Consider the following 16,199-nt stretch of genomic DNA (forward strand, 5'->3'; position numbering starts at 1 on the left):
GCGCGCTTGAGGGGGCAGGGTCGGCTGGTCATGGCCGTCACCTTTGGAGCACGCGCTGATGCAGGCGCGTGATTGCGTTCAGCGATGAAAGAATCGCCCCTTCCTGCCAGGCCGGAATGTATGAGGCATGCTCGCCGGCCAGCACGATGCGCCCGTCGATCTGGCAGAGATTGTTATAGTGCTCCTTTCGGCCTTCGTCGGTCCAGTCGCCGGCGCAGCCGAGCGTGAAGGGTGAACGGTGCCAAGCAACGGCAACGCCGTTCTCGAACTCGTTCTTGTATTGCGGATGAATCTGCGAGCCGTATTCCATCGCGCGAGTGACCCGGTCCTTGGGCGACATCGCCGTGAACTCGTAGGAGTTCGGTCCGTTCCAAGTATAGCATCCGAGCAGCACACCTTTGCCGGTCGTGTTGTAGCTCGTGCTCGGATAGGAGATCTGGGTGATGGGCAAATCAGTATAGCTGATGCCGCCAAAGATCAGCTCATCCTCTTCCCAGAAGCGACGCTTGAACTGCAGCCCGACCTTGACGGACGACGCGTAGGGTACGGCGCCGATCGCCGCCTGCATTGGCGCGCCGACATCGACCTCGATCTGACTGAGGATCGACAGCGGAATGGTGCAGACGCACCAGTCGGCGACGGCCTCATGCATGTGCCCTGGTTTTTGGTGTCCTCGTAGGTGACGGTCACGCCCTTGTCGTCCTGGGCTATCTTCGAGACCTTCGAATTATAGGTGATGAGATCGCCGACCTGCTTAGCAAAGGCCTCGCCGATGCGGCCCATCCCGCCGACCGGCTGGAACATGGTGGTCTGGAACTCGTAAAGCGAGAAATTGGCGAGGCTGCCCCACAGTCCCGATTTCAGGATATCGGACAGGTTGATCGGCGCGCCGGGGATCGGCGCGGCGCCGAGACCGCCGCCGGGGTCCTTCGCATAGCCGCGGAACTCGGCGCTGGTGAGACCGGTCGCGTAGGCATAATCCTTGTCGAGCGCACCCCACGAGCGTAGCGCCTCGAGCAACATCTCCTGGTCGTCCTTGGCGACCAGGTTTTCCAGCTTGCCCTTCTGCGTAACCTTGGCCAGCAACTCGGAGATATGGCCCTGGAAATCGATCTTGATATCGCGCATGCGCTGCGGCTTGCCGCCAAACGCCTTGCTCGAATGCAAAAACGCGTTGTGGTTCACCTGCTGGAACGGCTCCAGCGTCACACCCACCCGCTTGCAGTAATCCAGAAGCCCGTTGTGGTGATAGGGAATGCGCCACGGACCCGGGTTGAAGTAGAGGCCCTCGTCGAATTCGCACTTTTGGGTGGCCCCGCCGAGCTCGGTGTAGGTGTCGCCGCCGCGCAGCGTCCAGCTACGGCCGCCAGCGCGGCTGTTGTATTCGAGGATCTGCACCTTGTAGCCGGCCTGGCGCAGCTCCAGCGCAGCCGTCATGCCGGCAAGCCCGGCCCCCAAAATCAGCACCGACGCGCCCTTCGGGTCGCCTTCCAGCTTGATGCGGCCCTTGTAGCCGGACTCAGCCGCGAACCCCAGGCTGGTCATCGCCTGGTACATCGCAGCAGAGCCGGCCGTCATGCCGATCAGTGTTAGCAATTCGCGGCGTGTCGGCCTGCATCTCGTTTGGATCACGTATACCTCCTCCTGTTCAGTCCTCAATCAGGTCCTTCCAGGAGCCCGGCCAGGCGGGGAGGAAACAAACCGGATGGTTTCACCTGGCCGGGCCTGCAGTGCGCCTGCACGATTGCAACCCTAGCCGGGGCAACGCTGCAGACCTTGATAACCATCAGTTTTGCAAAACGTGGCGGCAGCATTCTCGTGCCGATCCTGGTCCTTGCATTCTTCGAAAGGCGTGCCTTGCCGAATAAACACACGCCCCGCTGCGATAGCGGGGCGTCGACGAGGAGCATTACGGCAATCATTTTTGTTGGTATTTGAACTCCGGCATTTTCTGCAACTCTTCCTTGCTGCCTTGGGCGAGCACGATCTTCAAGCCGTCGGCGCTGATATCCAAGGCGTTGTAGGGAATGGCGACGAGGTAGCCGCCGAGACCAAGAAAGCCGCCGACCTGGAGGATCGCGAACAGGACCTTCTCGCGGTCGACGATGAGGTCGTCGATCTTACCGATCTTCTCTCCTTGCTGGTTTTGGACCTTGGCGCCGACAAGTTCGGAGGCGCGGTAGCCTTTCGCCACTTCCTTTACATCGACGTCCAACACAACGACATTCTGCGAGAAAGCCGGCCGTGTCGCTGAAGGCAGGAAGATGGCGGTGGTGAGGAGTGTGCTCGTGCCGACTGCCAGAACGAGGCTAAGGCTGCAATATTTGTCGGAGGCGCTTTTCTGGTTCATGACGAATCCTCTGGGCTTGGGAAGGCGACGCTGGCGGTCGGTGGGACGATGTCCCCTTTACCTCAGCCTCGCAGGCTCGTGATCGTCGATCGCCGTTGGCCTTGGCGCCTTGACGCCTATCAGTTTCGCGCATCCGTTCCTTGTTCAACGCACCGGAGCGAGAGCATCCATCGCAGTCTGGATCGATGCCGAGAGTTCTGGTGCGCTGTAGTCGCCATTGTGCCGCAGTCCGTTGACAAAGAAGGTCGGGGTTCCGTTGACCCCGCTGCGCACACCGCCGATGAAGTCGGCCTGAATCTTGTCCGCGTGGAGCGACCGTGCGATCGAATCTCTAAGCCCCATCTGCGACAGGCTCAGGGTCCCGGCCAAGGTAAACAGTAACCGGACGCTGAGCTGATGCTGGTTTGCAAAGATGGCGTCGTGCATTTCCCAGAACAGACTATGGTCGCCGGCATATTCAGCGGCTTCCGCTGCGATCGGCGCGACAGGATGGACTTCCATCATGGGAAAGTGCCGGAAGACGATGCGCAGCGCCTGGCCGTACCGGCCCTCCAGGAAATGCATCACGGGATTGGCGGCGGCGCAATGAGGGCACTGATAGTCACCATATTCCACGAGTGTAACGATGGCATTCTGCGCACCGCGCGTGTGGTCACGCCGATTGACGGGCACTCTTAGGGTCGACATTTTTCTGCTCCAGGCTTGGCATTTGGTCCAGGGCGTCCAAAATGCCGTCCGCTCCGGGATTGACTGCGACCGGCGAAAGATAACTCCAGGCGATGGTGCCCTTTTCGTCGACGATAAAGAGTGCGCGGGCGCTCTCACCGACGTCGTCGCGATAGACTCCATAGGCGCGTGAGATTTCTCCCTTGGGATGAAAATCCGCCAGCAACGGAAAATGGAGATTTCGGTCCCTTGCAAAGGCTTGATGGCACCATGCCCCATCCACGGAAATGCCCACCAACTCGGCACCCTTTTTGCGGAATTCAGAAAGCACGTGGTTGTAGAGCGTCATCTGGTCGCCGCAGACGGGGCTCCAGTCGGCCGGATAAAACGCCAGGATTACGCGCCTGCCCGCAAACTCGGACAGCGAGAGTGTCTGGTCGGGCGTCACATGAAGGTTGAAGGCTGGTGCCTTCGTTGCAGGTGCGAGGATCGCTGGCATGGTTCGCTCCTTCCAAGATTGGTCTAGGCCGCATCGGCGGCAGCGAGATTGCTAGGGTGGCCGGTGCGGCGGGACCGCAACTTGTAGGCCAGCATGAGCAGCGTAACGCCCAGAACCAGAGCATGGGCTCCCACCCAGAAGGTGAGCACCAGCGCACCGACAAACGGCGAGATAGTGAGTAATATTCCGAGCAGGACGCTTGCGATGCCGGCGATCGCTAGCCAGATGCGGCCATGGTCGATCTTGAGCCGGAACACAGAGATCAGCATGAATATGCCCGAGATAAGCGCCCAGGCCGCGACCAGAAAGACGAAGGCGAGAACCGTAATGCCCGGCCACAGGACGGCCACAGCGCAGGCTGCGATGCCAAGGATGCCGTTGAGGAGCAGCCAAACCCAACGCTCTCCTTTGCGTGCCCCGCGCACGGCCATGATGATCCCGAAGATGCCGTCGATCAAACTGAAGGCGGCAAAGACCACAACCAACGATAGCATTGTGATGAGAGGCATCGCGAATGCAGCGATGCCAAAGAGAATGGCGACGACACCACGCAACGCGACGGCCCACCAGTTGTTGGCGAGTATGTCGTTCATCGCCTCGGTCCTCGCATTGTCGTTCGATGAGATTGTCATTGTGCTCTCCATTCGGACTTGAATTGCTAGCTTTCGACGGTGATGCGATTGTCGACCTTTGTGACGCCGGGGGTGCGCCAGGCCGCTTCATCGGCTTCTTTTCGTTCGGCCCATGAACGGACTGTTCCCTTCAGCACCACCTCGTTTCCGTTTGCTTCCACGGCGATATTCGCCGAATTGAGCAGCGCACTGCGCTTCAGCGCTTCGGCTATCTTCAGATGGATGTCCTCCGGCGCGACCATGGACCTGGCCTTGATCGTATTGAGAACCCCCTTGACGCCGCGCACTCGGCGCACAGCTTGGGCGGCGTCCTGCCGGTTCTGGCGTGATCCAACCTCCCCCTCGAGTGTGAGCAGGCCGTCCGACACCACAACCTGAATATCCTCTGCGAAATCCGGCAATTCGTGGAGGAGCGCGTTCACGGCGTCCCTGGCAATTTCAGGATCCGACCGCTGACTGATCGCTGGCAGGCGAGTCTCCAGGTGATTGGCCACGCCGCGTACGCCGGCCACGCGCTTTGCCGCCGACTCCGCTTCCCATCTCTCGCTGAAACTCCGCACGATGCCTGCCAGAGCGACGACGCCCTCCCTGACCGTGACGACGACATCGGTCGCGTCAACATCCGGGTCCCACCGTAGCTCGCTCTCGACATCTTTCCTGACGTCTTCATCGGATTTCATAGGCTCGGCCCCCTGCCGAAGACCAAATCCTGCGTCAGGATCCGCAGCCTTCGGAGCGAGGTGAACGCTAGAAGGGCTTCGCTGCCCCGGCGTTGATGACCGTCAGTTTTGCGGACATGGCTGCCCGATAGGATTGCAACGATCCGCTAGCGCAAGGAAGGAAGCTTTCATGCCCTCGACCGTCCGGACAACGCGATTACCGGCTGGCGACGAGGTTCCGGTTCTTGGCCAGGGCACCTGGGGCATGGGCGAGAAACCGAATCGTCGCGCCGACGAAGTGGCAGCGCTCAGGCTCGGCCTCGATCTCGGCATGTCGCTCATTGACACAGCCGAGATGTATGGCGACGGCGGCGCGGAGGAGATTGTCGGTGAGGCCGTCGCCGGACGGCGCGACGAAGTCTTCATCGTCAGCAAGGTTTTGCCGACCCATGCTTCGCGCCTCGGCGTGGTGACCGCATGCGCGAACAGCCTGAAACGGCTGCGCACCGACCGGATCGATCTCTATCTCCTGCATTGGCGTCTCGGCACGCCTCTTGCCGAGACGGTCGCGGCCTTCGAGTTGCTCAAAGCGGCGGGAAAAATCCGGCATTGGGGCGTCAGCAATTTTGATATGGCCGATATGGTCGAGCTGGCCGGCGTTGCTGACGGAAAGAGCGTGCAGACTAATCAGGTGCTCTACAACCTCATGAGGCGCGGCATAGAGTACGATCTTCTGCCCTGGTGTCATCAGCGCGGGATTCCGATCATGGCCTATTCGCCGGTCGAGCAGGGCGTCCTGGCGGACGACGGGCGCCTCGCCAAGGTCGCGGAGCGGTACGGCGTGAGCCGGTCGCAGATCGCGCTTGCCTGGGTGCTGCGCCAAGAGGGCGTCATTGCCATTCCGAAAGCGAGCAAGCTGGATCATGTCCGCGAAAATCGCGCCGCGCATGATATCCGACTCATACCCGCGGATTTGCACAACCTCGATCGCGCCTTCCCGCCGCCTACGGGGAAGCGCACGCTCGAGATGCTATAGAGCATGTGGTTTCATCGCAGCTTGGCAGCAACCACGTCGACCTTTTCGATCTTGGGCGGCAGGCGAAAAAGCTCCTCCGCACGCGCCATCAACGCACCTGGCACCTTTCCCGAGAGATGAGCGTTGCGACCCCCATCATCCAGGAACACATCGAATATGCCGTATGTCATCGGACCCCTCTTGATGGCGAACCAGGCCTTCGTTCCCGTTTCTGCCTCCACCAGCGGCAAAGCGCCTTTGAGGAATTCTTCGATTTGTCTTCGAAGCCCGGTTTGGCTTCCAGCCGCACATAAACTGCTTTCTGGATCATGATCATTTCCCTTCCCCGAAATTTCGTTTCAGGCATAGGCGGCAGGATTCGGCCCTATATCCCGACCATCTCCCTGAGTTCCGGATTGAGTTCCGTGCGGACCTTACTCACGACCTGGGCGGCTTCGTCCTGCGTCTTGCCGCAGAGCAGCAGTGCCTGATCGGCCAGGCCCAGACTTGCTGCCAGATTTTCCGGGAACACTGCAGTGGCACCGAACTGCGCAAAGCGAGCCATGTCGAGGTCGTCCTCAGCGGAGACAAGCGTGGCTGGCGGTGTGTCGACCTGTTTGACCTGATGCAGGATACGCTCCACCGCTTTGTCACGATCAAAGGTAATGACTACGAGTTGCGCCTGGTCCATGCCAGCGGCTTCGAGAACGCGGTGATGCCTCGCATCGCCGAACACGACCGCATGTCCTTGCCGACGCGCCGTCCGAAAACGCCCCAGATCAAGCTCGATCGCAATATAAGGGATGGCTGCGGATTCGAGGACGGTCGCAACCAGGCGGCCGACGCGACCGCAACCGCACAGAATGATATGGTCGTGGAGCCTGTTGCTCTCGGCTCGGATCGACACTTCCGTTCCCGCGAGGCGACGATCGCGAAGCCCGAAGGGCCACTCGGCCCAGTGGTTGCGTTGTATGACGAGCGGGGCGACGCCCATCGTCAGAGCCAAGGCGAAAAGCACCGGCTGGCCTGTATCTGGTGACACGATTCCGGTCTGCAGCGCCAGCGTCATCAAAAGCAGGCCGAATTCACCGCCATGCGCAAGAATGACCGCGGCTCTTGCCGCCGCTTCACGATGCGTTCCAGAAATCAGGCTGGTCGTGAAGATGAGCGCAGCCTTTACCGGCAGAAGGACGAGCGCCCACAGTGCGATCGCCGCAGGGAAGCGCGCGATCACCGACAAATCGATACCCATGCCCACGCTGACGAAAAACAGACCCACCAGCACGTCACGGAACGGCCGGATGTCCTCCTCGACGCGGTGGCGAAATTCGCTCTCGCCGATTACCATGCCGGCGACGAAGGCGCCGATCGGAGGCGCAAGGCCAGCGAGATGCATGGCATAAGCGGTCCCCAGCGAGGTCATTAGCGCCCACAGCAGGAACAGGTCGGGAGAGCGCGTCCTGAGAACGCCTGAGAACCCAAAATGGACCAGCGGCCGTGCGATAGCGGCGACAGCAGCAAGCGCTGCCGCCGCCACCGCCATTTGCTTCAGGATTCCGATGGCGCCCGGCGATCCCGCCCGGGACCAGACATCCACCAGGATAAGCAAGGGCAGCGTCGCCAGATCCTGGAAAACCAGCATGCCGAGCACAAGTCGTCCGTGGCGGCTGCTGACTTCGCCCTGATCGGCAAGCTGTTTCAATGTTACAGCGGTCGACGACATGGCGACCGCACCGCCGATGAGAATTGCTGCTTGAAGGTGCTCGCCTGTCACAACGAGCCCGGTAGCCACCAGCGCCATCATGAGACCGACCTGCAGGCTGCCGGCAACCAGCACGTCCCGCCGCGCGCCGAGGATCGTTGGAATCGAGAATTCGAGCCCGACCATGAACATGAGGAAGATCAGGCCCAGTTCAGCCAGAAAACGCGTATTTTCTGCCGCTTCGATCAGACCCAAGCCGTGTGTTCCGAGGGCCACGCCGGCGAGTAGGTAGCCCATGGCCGCGGGCATGCGCAGTGAGGTGAAGATCGCGACGGCCAAGCCGGATGCCCCGATGAGGATCAAGGTTCGGGCGAGCAGGACATCATCCATTCTTATCGCGCCCGTCTGCGACGAGCGCGGCCTGGCGTGTCGGAATCAAGCGTGGGGCCAGGGCCCGAGGTGTTGGTCGGCGGATCAGCTTTCCGGGAAGCAGACTTTGCGGGCATTCCTTGTGCGGCAGGTGTGGCGGGCCGACCGAGACGCACCGGTATCCACGAGGGCGGATCACTCGCTGGAAAGGATTCTATGCCGGCCAACTCCACCGGGTCAGTATCCTCGGCTTCTAGGTGACCTCGTTTCTGTCTCGTCTTGCGGTTCAAGCTGCGGTCTCCTTCGTCGGTAGGCGGCCGGACCGAAGGACAGTCCGGCCGCCCTCGATTGCTTCGTCCGATTCACGGAGAAATAGTGATCCGGTTTTCAACCTTGGTGACGCCGGGCGCCCGCCACGCGGCGCGCTCGGCTTCCTGTCGTTCCGCCCAGGAACGCACCGTGCCGGTCAGGACCACCTCGCCGCCGCTCGCGGAAACGGAAACGCGATCCGCGTCGACTTCCGCCATGCGCTTCAGTGCGTCCTCGATCTTGGCCTTGATCTCCGAAGGAGCGACGCGCGGTTTCAAGACCACCAGGTTCGAGATGCCTTTGACGCCCTTGACCTTTCGCACGACCGATTCGGCTCGGTTGCGCTGATATTCCCACTCGGCATTGCCTTCGAGTGTGACCCAGCCGTTCTTCACAACGACTTTGATATTCTCATGGGAGTAGGGAAGCTCGTCCTTGATAGCCTCGACGGCGGCGCGGGCTATCTCCGGATCGGTCCTTTCGTTGCCGGAAGGCAGCCGAACCTCGATGTCATTGGCAACGCCAAGCACGCCCTTGACGCGTTTCGTTGCTTTCTCCGCCTGGTATTTTTGGCTGTAGCTGCGGACAAAGCCACTCAGCGTGACGACGCCATTTTTTACTGCTACGCCGATATCGGAGGCGTCGATGTCGGGATCCCATTTGAGTTCGCTTTCCACGTCATGCTTGATGTCGCTATCCAGTCTCATGTCGCAATCCTCCGTTCTGGGCTGATGGGCTGTGCTGCGTGAAGCGAATTCCGCTTGGCAGTCCGGCAAGACTATTTCGCTTGCAGCTGCGTGCGTTGACGGCTGTCAGTTTCACGGGATCAGTTGCTTTTGCGCGTCCAAGAAGAAAAAGCCCGCCGCTGGACGAAAGCGGCGGGCAGTGAGGCGGGGACGGGACAGAGGGAGATCAACCCGCCTGGACAGGGATTCGCTTCATGTCGGACTGCGTTTCGGCAGATTTCGGGATCGCCACCGTGAGAACGCCATTCTTGAACGTGGCTTTGGCGGCATCCGGCTCGATGCCTTCAGGCAGGGGGACAACGCGTTCGACGAGACCGTAGATCCGCTCTCTGACCGAAACGCCATCCTCTTCTGTTTTGCGGTCGCTCTTCTTCTCGCCCCGGATTCGCAAATGTCCGTCGTCGACGGTCACATCCACATCCGATTCGGTCATCCCCGGCAATTCTGCCGCGACAGTCACGACTTTTCCGTCGTCACTGACGTCGATGCGAACGGCGTCGGTCTGATTCTGTTGTCCGAAATCGGAAAGAGGAATCGAGAACATGCGCCAGAAATTGTCGAAGGCGCGCTCGACATCCAGTTGCAGAGCGCCGACCGGGTCGATGTTTCTGGTTCGCGCAGGGACATCTCGTCTGGAGCCGCGCCATGGCACGAGATCGGTGATCTTCATCGCACAATCTCCCTTATGCAGCTTTGACGCTGATCTTGGCAGCCGGCGAAGGCGCCGCTTTCGGAAGGGTCAGCCGAAGCACGCCGTCCTTGAACACGGCCTCGATTTTCGCCGTGTCGATCGGCTCGGAAACCGTGAAGCTCCGTTCATAGCTGCCGTCGCGGTATTCCGCATGGAGCAGCGCATAGCCTTCCGGCGCACTGGACGCCGAACGCGCCGCGATATGCAGGACGCGCTTGTCCAGAGTGACGTCGAGGCTGTCCGGATCTGCGCCGGGCATGTCCAGCACCATCAATACACTGTCCGCGGTCTCGATAATGTCTGTCGGCGGCGTGAAGACAGGGTCAGCCCGCGTCGCTTCCGCCGGCACGGTTCCATTGGTTTCCTGGTCGGTCATGGCTGCGTTCTCCTCAAGAGCGGCTGACGTTGATCTTGTGCGGCTTGTCGGCCTCCGGCCGCGGTAAATCGAGCCGCAGCACACCATTTCGGAATTTGGCCGTGGCTTGGTCGCCGTCGACATGGAACGGCAGGACGAGGTTGCGCGCGAAGGCGCCAGTGACGCGCTCCTGGCGGTGGACGATAGCACCGTCCGCCAGAGGTTCGGCCGGGCGGCCGCCGCGCAGCGTCACCGTGTTCTGATGCACGGCGATGTCGAGTTCCTCCGGCGCGACGCCCGGGATCTCGGCTGTGACCACGGCTCCGTCGGTTCCAGTCCAGATGTTCATCAGGGGAAATTCGGGGGCTGCTGCAAGCCGCAGATTGTCAAGCAACCGGCTCACGTCCCGCTGCGCGAAGCGCATCTGTCGAACAGGGTCAAACCAGCGTCCCGTGTTTTCAAGGTAGTTGAGCATGCCATTTTCTCCCTTTCAGAGCCGCACGACGCAGCAATGTTCGAGGGATGATGCATCCACATCCTGTGAGCGGCATTGATGACCGTCAGTTTGAGGTTGAGGGAATTCGGCTAATTGCTATCGGCGTCCCGATGCCATTCGAATGGCCTTCACCTACGGGGCGTTCGCAAAAAAGGGGGCCCGGCGGAAATCCCGATGAGTGGCGGCGATCCCTACGAACTCCTTGGCGTCAAACGCGATGCTTCGCAGAAGGAAATCCAGGCGGCCTATCGTCGTCGGGCAAAGAAGCTGCATCCTGATCTCAATCCCGGTAACAAGCAGGCGGAACAGGACTTCAAGGACCTGTCCGCGGCTTACGAAATTCTGCGCGATGAGGAAAAACGCGGCCGCTTCGATCGCGGCGAGATCGACGCGACGGGCTCGGAAAAGCCTCAGCGCCGCTATTATCGCGACTTCGCTGAAGCCGGAACAGGCGCGGGAACCTACGAAAACGGCGCCGGCTTCGCGGATTTCGGCGCCGACGACATCTTTTCGCAATTCTTCTCCCAGCGCGGGCGACAAGGTTTCCGCATGCGTGGCGCCGACGCGCGGTATTCGATGGAGATCGACTTCCTCGACGCGGTGAACGGCGGCACGCGCCAGGTGACGCTACCCGACGGCAAAACGCTGGACATCCGCATTCCACCCGGCGCGCGGGACGGGCAGAGGCTCAGGCTGCGCGGGAAGGGCGGTGCCGGCGAAGGCGGCGCGGAGACCGGCGATGCTCTGATCGAACTCCATGTGCGCGCTCATCCCTTCTACCGGCGCGAGGGTGACGACATCCGCTTCGACCTGCCGATCTCGCTTGCCGAGGCGGTGCTTGGCGGCAAGCTCAGGGTGCCGACGCCCGTCGGGCCGGTGGTCGCGAATGTGCCCGAGAATTCGTCGAGCGGCAGGACGCTGCGCCTGAAGGGAAAGGGCGTCGCCCGGCGAAACGGCGACCGCGGCGACGTCTATGCGACGCTAAAGATCGTGCTTCCGGAAAAGGCGGATCCTGACCTGAAGGCATTCGTTAGCGGCTGGACGGCCGGCAAGTTATACAATCCACGGCAGGCGATGGGGGTATAGATGCTCGGCTATCAAAAGTTTGCTCGACATGCTCATATTGAGACAAAGAGGCTGCGCTTTTTCATCGACCGGGGCTGGATATCGCCGAAGGTGATCGACGGACACCCGGTGTTCCGCGACGTCGACATGGCGCGCGCCAACCTGATAGCCGATCTCACCAACGAACTGGGTATCAACGACGAAGGCGTCGACGTTGTGCTGGAGTTGCTCGACCAACTCTACGGCCTGCGCCTTGCCTTCGGCACCCTGATCGACGCGTTGGAGGTTCAACCGCGGGGGATCAAGCGCCATGTCGTGAATGACGCGCAGAAGCTGAAGGCATTAACTTACCGGCGATCGCGCGCTGGTCGACCTGCGCTATGATGATGAACGCGGTTGAGACCCTTCTTGAACTGCAAGTATCTCCGCTTAGGCGACTTCCCTCGCCATCTCTTGATCGTTGGAATTCACAAGAGCCAATTCATCGTGCAGCCAAGTCGCCCATTCTGCTATCCGGGAACTGCGACGCCGACCATCGCCGGTCGTAGAAGCCGCCCGTGGAGCATGTATCCCGGCTGCAGTACCTCGATGACAGTGCCTTCCGCGGCCGTCGCATCGGGGCGCTGGAACATCGCGTGATGATGATGCGGGTCGAACGCCGAGCCGAATGGATCGATCTTTTGCACGCCATGCCGGGCGAGCGTTTCCAGGAGATTGCGCTCGGTCGCTTCCACGCCGGCCAGGAGCGGCTTCACCACTTTGTGACCCGAAACTTCCACCGGAACGCTCTCGATTGCACGGCGCAAATTGTCGAGCGTGTCGAGCAGATCTTCGGCCAGCCGCGAGCTGGCAAATCTCACGGCTTCCTCGCGCTCGCGCTGCATCTGCCTTCGGATGTTCTGTTGCTCGGCCAGCGCGCGCAGCAGCTTTTCCCTGGTGTCCGCGAGTTCCGCTTCCACGCCCTGCGGGAGCTGATCGCCGGTCGTGGCTTCGACGACCGGGGCACCCGCATCTGGCTCGGCTCCTTTGGGCTCGATCCCAGCTGCGCTCCGATTTCCCACGTCACCCATGGCGCTGTCCGTCCTGGTCATCAACCTCCTCGAAATCTGCGTCGACGACATCATCGCCGGACGAAGCACTTGACGGTTCTTGCGCCGCTGACGCGCCCGGGCCGGCGGTCGCGTCATGCACCTTGGCGCCAAAGTTCACGGAAGCGATCTGCAGCGCCTTCGTCTTTGCTTCGATCTCGTCCACCGATTCCCCGGCCATTGCCGACCTGAGATCGCCGATGGCCTTTTCGACGGGAGTCTTGTCTGCGGTCGGAGCCTTTTCCTTCGCCTCGTCGAGCGCCCTCTGGCTGGTGCCGATCTGCGCATCAGCCTGGTTGCGTGCCTCAACCAAGGCGCGTCTTTTCTTGTCGGCCTCTGCATTTGCCTCGGCTTCCTTCACCATTCGATCGATATCCGATTGCGACAGTCCGCCGGACGCCTGGATCTTGATCTGCTGCTCCTTGCCAGTCGCCTTATCCTTGGCGGTGACGTTGACGATGCCGTTTGCGTCGATATCGAAGGTCACCTCGATCTGCGGCACGCCGCGCGGCGCCGGTGGGATGCCGACGAGGTCAAATTGACCGAGCAGCTTGTTGTCGGCAGCCATTTCGCGCTCGCCCTGGAAGACGCGGATGGTGACGGCGCTCTGGTTGTCTTCCGCCGTCGAGAAGATCTGGCTCTTTTTAGCGGGAATGGTCGTGTTGCGCTCGATCAACCGCGTGAACACGCCGCCGAGCGTCTCAATGCCGAGCGACAACGGTGTCACGTCGAGCAGCAGCACGTCCTTGACGTCGCCCTGCAGCACGCCTGCCTGTATGGCAGCGCCGATCGCTACCACTTCGTCGGGGTTGACGCTCTTGTTCGGCTCCTTGCCGAAGATTCCGGCGACGGTCTCCTGCACCTTCGGCATGCGCGTCATGCCGCCGACGAGAATCGCCTCGTCGATGTTATCCGGCTTGACCTTGGCGTCCTTCATCGCGTCCTTGCAGGGTTTCTCCGTCCGGCGGATCAAATCGTCGACCAGATCCTCCAGCTTGGCGCGCCGCAACTTGATCTCAAGATGCTTTGGGCCGTTCTGGTCGGCCGTGATAAAGGGCAGGCTGACGGTCGTTTCGAGCGATGAGGAGAGTTCGATCTTGGCCTTTTCGGCGGCCTCGCGAAGGCGCTGAAGTGCAAGTCGGTCGTTGCGAAGATCGATGCCCTGCTCTTTCTTGAATTCCTCGGCCAGCCAGTCGACGATCCGCTTGTCGAAATCCTCCCCTCCTAGAAACGTGTCACCGTTGGTCGCCTTGACCTCGAAGACGCCATCGCCGATGTCGAGGAGCGAGATGTCGAAGGTGCCGCCGCCGAGGTCGTAGACCGCGATCGTTCCAGCCTTTTTCTTGTCGAGACCGTAGGCGAGGGCAGCGGCTGTAGGCTCGTTGATGATGCGCAGCACGTCGAGCCCCGCAATCTTCCCCGCGTCCTTTGTCGCCTGCCGCTGGCTGTCGTTGAAATAGGCCGGCACGGTGATAACTGCCTGGGTGACCGTCTCGCCGAGATAGGCTTCTGCCGTCTCCTTCATCTTCACCAGCACATAGGAACTGATCTGGCCCGGGCTGTACTTCTTGCCAGCAACCTCGACCCAGGCGTCGCCATTGTCGCCCTTGACGATGTTGTAGGGGACGAGCTTCCTGTCCTTCTCCACGACCGGATCGTCGTAGCGGCGGCCAATCAGGCGCTTGATGGCGAAGATCGTGTTTTCGGGGTTGGTCACAGCCTGGCGCTTGGCGGGCTGACCGACAAGGATTTCCCCGCCCTTTGTGAACGCCACGACGGAGGGGGTTGTGCGCCCGCCTTCAGCGTTCTCGATGACCTTGGCCTGTGTGCCTTCCATTACCGCGACGCAGGAATTGGTCGTTCCAAGATCGATGCCGATCACTTTGCCTGCCATGTCAAGCCTCCGTCTAGATTTGGTCGTCCGGCACAAGCGTGACTGCCGCGCCTTCATCCGGATTCTTGCCGATCGTGTCGATCGTCGGCCTTGACGGTCGTCAGTTTCGGGATTTGGCAATGCTCAGTGGTGCGCCAATGGTTCGCTGCCGAGCCACGGATCAGGCTTGAATTTCGAGAGCGGCAGGTCGTCCAGCCGCTTGTCGATTTCGATTTCGTGCACGCGGATCCCCTCGCCACCGAACTTTGCCAGTATTTCCTGCGCTTCGGTCTCCCTTTCCGGGTTGCGCGCGCGCGCCCAAAGGACGATTCCGCCCGACATAAGTTGCAGTTCCAAATCTTCGGCCTGCTTCCTTCCAAGCAGGTGTATGGCGGTCGCGCCGAACCCCGCACCGATGGTCCCGGCTGCGACTGCTGCAGCCGCGACGAGCGCCAGGCTGCCGCCCGACGCGATCACGGTCATGGCGGCGCTTGCAGCGCCCAGATAGAATAGAATGCCGGCGACACCGGCGGTTGCGGTCGTGATATCGTCGCGGGCGATATAGGCGCGCCGGGGCGTTCCTGGAACGTCGGCGATTTCGTCAGACGGCACATAAAGTGCGCCCAGTCGCTGCCGAACTGTTTCGATATTGCTCATGACGTCGATTTGACTGCGGTCGAACCCGGCTTGGAGCAATGCCTTGATAGCGTCTTCAAGGATATCCTGTCTGTGGAAAACCGCCGCGACCTCCCGAACCTTGTGTTGTGCGATGACATCATCGTTTGAATCCATGGCGGCATCTCCCAATCAATCGGCGGGCTGCTGAGTAAAGCCTAGCGAAGGAGATTCCGGCAGTAACGCTCGGCGCGCTTTGACGATCGTCATTTTCTCCTATGGGAAATTGTCCTAAATCTACCGAAATTGTCCTAAATCTACTCCTAAATCTACACTGGCGTGATAGGGCGATAGGCGGAAAACCTTTTACGGACGGGTGGCCGCCGGTTCGGCGCGAATGTCTGAAATGTCTGATTTGATACTAATATTAACGTTGTGTTGTATCTTCGGCTCAATAGTGCTGCGTAGCCATCTGCCTGCCGAACGGATCGATAAGGCAGGACTTGTGCCGACATGAGGGCGGGGCGCAGGGATTCGGAAGATGGGTAGGACCGTGAATTTGGCGGGATCGGCAACCGACTGCCGCCGTGACGTTTGTCCGTCTGTTAACGGTTGGGACGAAGCGTTCAAGATTCTAGTTCCTTTCATGAAGGAAGGGGTGGAACGCGGCGACAAGCCGTGCAAATCCTCGATAGGCGCAAACCGGCGGACCGCATCAGCCGCAGGCATCGACGTGCAACCCGAGACCGGCCTCACGCGGCTCTGGGCAAACATGGAGTGGGCACGGCAGGATTTCCCAGGCGTTCACCACTGTCCGGAGCATGAATCGCGGCTCGATGTGTTGCCACTTCACGAGTTGCCACTTTACGAGATGGCGACAATCTGCACCTGCGGTTTGACGCTGATCGTCGATTGGGCACCGCCCTTACGCGATTTTGGGCGGCATCGTGCGCGAGAATCCGTTTCTATGTGCCGCCTTCGCAAACTCATCGCTTGAAAGAGCGCCGGCCAAGGCCCGATGTCCGCCGGCATCACTGGCAAGGTAGGGAGCGTAGAATGCCGTGGCCCC

19 protein-coding genes and 1 pseudogene are annotated in these 16,199 nt (G+C 60.8%); 4 read left to right on the forward strand and 16 right to left on the reverse strand.

What is annotated here, in order from left to right; translation table 11 throughout:
- Positions 1-37: 37 nt before the first annotated feature.
- From LHFGNBLO_RS16360 to LHFGNBLO_RS16390, 7 genes are all read right to left on the reverse strand, one after another.
- Positions 38-592 (reverse strand): flavin monoamine oxidase family protein, encoded by a 555-nt coding sequence (locus tag LHFGNBLO_RS16360; protein WP_258609755.1) that lies wholly within the window; start codon positions 590-592, stop codon positions 38-40.
- Positions 478-1,632: an NAD(P)/FAD-dependent oxidoreductase gene (locus LHFGNBLO_RS16365; RefSeq protein WP_258609016.1), complete on the reverse strand. Its 1,155-nt coding sequence runs from the start codon at positions 1,630-1,632 to the stop codon at positions 478-480. Before LHFGNBLO_RS16365 ends, LHFGNBLO_RS16360 begins: the two co-directional genes overlap by 115 nt.
- Before the next feature lie 286 nt (positions 1,633-1,918).
- Complete coding sequence (locus LHFGNBLO_RS16370; RefSeq protein WP_258609017.1) at positions 1,919-2,350, reverse strand: PRC-barrel domain-containing protein; 432 nt, start codon at positions 2,348-2,350, stop codon at positions 1,919-1,921.
- 144 nt (positions 2,351-2,494) lie between these two features.
- Positions 2,495-3,037 carry a DsbA family protein gene (locus LHFGNBLO_RS16375; RefSeq protein ID WP_258609019.1) on the reverse strand — a complete coding sequence of 181 codons (543 nt, stop codon included), beginning with the start codon at positions 3,035-3,037 and terminating at the stop codon, positions 2,495-2,497.
- Entirely contained in the window at positions 3,003-3,515 is a 513-nt protein-coding gene (locus LHFGNBLO_RS16380; protein ID WP_258609020.1) for a redoxin domain-containing protein, read from the reverse strand. Before LHFGNBLO_RS16380 ends, LHFGNBLO_RS16375 begins: the two co-directional genes overlap by 35 nt.
- A 23-nt stretch (positions 3,516-3,538) precedes the next feature.
- On the reverse strand, positions 3,539-4,147 hold the full coding sequence (locus LHFGNBLO_RS16385) for an HdeD family acid-resistance protein (RefSeq protein ID WP_258609021.1): 609 nt from the start codon (positions 4,145-4,147) through the stop codon (positions 3,539-3,541).
- 26 nt (positions 4,148-4,173) lie between these two features.
- The gene (locus LHFGNBLO_RS16390) at positions 4,174-4,827 is read right to left on the reverse strand and encodes a BON domain-containing protein (RefSeq protein ID WP_258609022.1); all 654 of its coding nucleotides are present in this window, start codon (positions 4,825-4,827) and stop codon (positions 4,174-4,176) included.
- 169 nt (positions 4,828-4,996) lie between these two features.
- On the opposite strand from LHFGNBLO_RS16390, the gene LHFGNBLO_RS16395 reads away from it, so the two are divergent.
- The gene (locus LHFGNBLO_RS16395; RefSeq protein WP_258609023.1) at positions 4,997-5,842 is read left to right on the forward strand and encodes an aldo/keto reductase; all 846 of its coding nucleotides are present in this window, start codon (positions 4,997-4,999) and stop codon (positions 5,840-5,842) included.
- 11 nt (positions 5,843-5,853) lie between these two features.
- Here the strand turns inward: LHFGNBLO_RS16395 and LHFGNBLO_RS16400 are convergent.
- The 6 genes and pseudogenes from LHFGNBLO_RS16400 to LHFGNBLO_RS16425 form a co-directional block, all read right to left on the reverse strand.
- Positions 5,854-6,152: pseudogene (locus LHFGNBLO_RS16400) on the reverse strand (antibiotic biosynthesis monooxygenase).
- 54 nt (positions 6,153-6,206) lie between these two features.
- Complete coding sequence (locus LHFGNBLO_RS16405; RefSeq protein ID WP_258609024.1) at positions 6,207-7,913, reverse strand: cation:proton antiporter; 1,707 nt, start codon at positions 7,911-7,913, stop codon at positions 6,207-6,209.
- 341 nt (positions 7,914-8,254) lie between these two features.
- The gene (locus tag LHFGNBLO_RS16410) at positions 8,255-8,908 is read right to left on the reverse strand and encodes a BON domain-containing protein (protein ID WP_258609026.1); all 654 of its coding nucleotides are present in this window, start codon (positions 8,906-8,908) and stop codon (positions 8,255-8,257) included.
- A gap of 205 nt (positions 8,909-9,113) precedes the next feature.
- Positions 9,114-9,617 carry an Hsp20/alpha crystallin family protein gene (locus tag LHFGNBLO_RS16415; protein ID WP_258609028.1) on the reverse strand — a complete coding sequence of 168 codons (504 nt, stop codon included), beginning with the start codon at positions 9,615-9,617 and terminating at the stop codon, positions 9,114-9,116.
- 13 nt (positions 9,618-9,630) lie between these two features.
- Complete coding sequence (locus tag LHFGNBLO_RS16420; RefSeq protein WP_258609030.1) at positions 9,631-10,014, reverse strand: Hsp20/alpha crystallin family protein; 384 nt, start codon at positions 10,012-10,014, stop codon at positions 9,631-9,633.
- A 13-nt stretch (positions 10,015-10,027) separates the two neighbouring features.
- The gene (locus LHFGNBLO_RS16425) at positions 10,028-10,468 is read right to left on the reverse strand and encodes an Hsp20/alpha crystallin family protein (protein WP_258609031.1); all 441 of its coding nucleotides are present in this window, start codon (positions 10,466-10,468) and stop codon (positions 10,028-10,030) included.
- A 195-nt stretch (positions 10,469-10,663) separates the two neighbouring features.
- Between LHFGNBLO_RS16425 and LHFGNBLO_RS16430 the strand changes: the two genes are divergently transcribed.
- Complete coding sequence (locus tag LHFGNBLO_RS16430; protein ID WP_258609033.1) at positions 10,664-11,575, forward strand: J domain-containing protein; 912 nt, start codon at positions 10,664-10,666, stop codon at positions 11,573-11,575.
- Positions 11,576-11,938 (forward strand): chaperone modulator CbpM, encoded by a 363-nt coding sequence (locus LHFGNBLO_RS16435; RefSeq protein WP_258609037.1) that lies wholly within the window; start codon positions 11,576-11,578, stop codon positions 11,936-11,938.
- 125 nt (positions 11,939-12,063) lie between these two features.
- Here the strand turns inward: LHFGNBLO_RS16435 and LHFGNBLO_RS16440 are convergent, their stop codons facing one another.
- From LHFGNBLO_RS16440 to LHFGNBLO_RS16450, 3 genes are all read right to left on the reverse strand, one after another.
- Positions 12,064-12,645, reverse strand: a complete 582-nt coding sequence (locus LHFGNBLO_RS16440) for a nucleotide exchange factor GrpE (RefSeq protein ID WP_258609038.1) — start codon at positions 12,643-12,645, stop codon at positions 12,064-12,066.
- A complete protein-coding gene (dnaK, locus tag LHFGNBLO_RS16445) occupies positions 12,617-14,536 on the reverse strand; it encodes a molecular chaperone DnaK (RefSeq protein WP_258609039.1) in 1,920 nt (639 codons plus the stop codon). The genes LHFGNBLO_RS16440 and dnaK overlap by 29 nt, the downstream gene beginning before the upstream one ends.
- Before the next feature lie 123 nt (positions 14,537-14,659).
- Positions 14,660-15,307, reverse strand: a complete 648-nt coding sequence (locus tag LHFGNBLO_RS16450) for a hypothetical protein (RefSeq protein ID WP_258609040.1) — start codon at positions 15,305-15,307, stop codon at positions 14,660-14,662.
- A 364-nt stretch (positions 15,308-15,671) separates the two neighbouring features.
- On the opposite strand from LHFGNBLO_RS16450, the gene LHFGNBLO_RS16455 reads away from it, so the two are divergent.
- On the forward strand, positions 15,672-16,127 hold the full coding sequence (locus LHFGNBLO_RS16455) for a hypothetical protein (protein WP_258609041.1): 456 nt from the start codon (positions 15,672-15,674) through the stop codon (positions 16,125-16,127).
- Positions 16,128-16,199 lie beyond the last annotated feature (72 nt).

The sequence above is a fragment of the Mesorhizobium sp. AR10 genome (genome assembly GCF_024746795.1).
GTDB lineage: Bacteria > Pseudomonadota > Alphaproteobacteria > Rhizobiales > Rhizobiaceae > Mesorhizobium.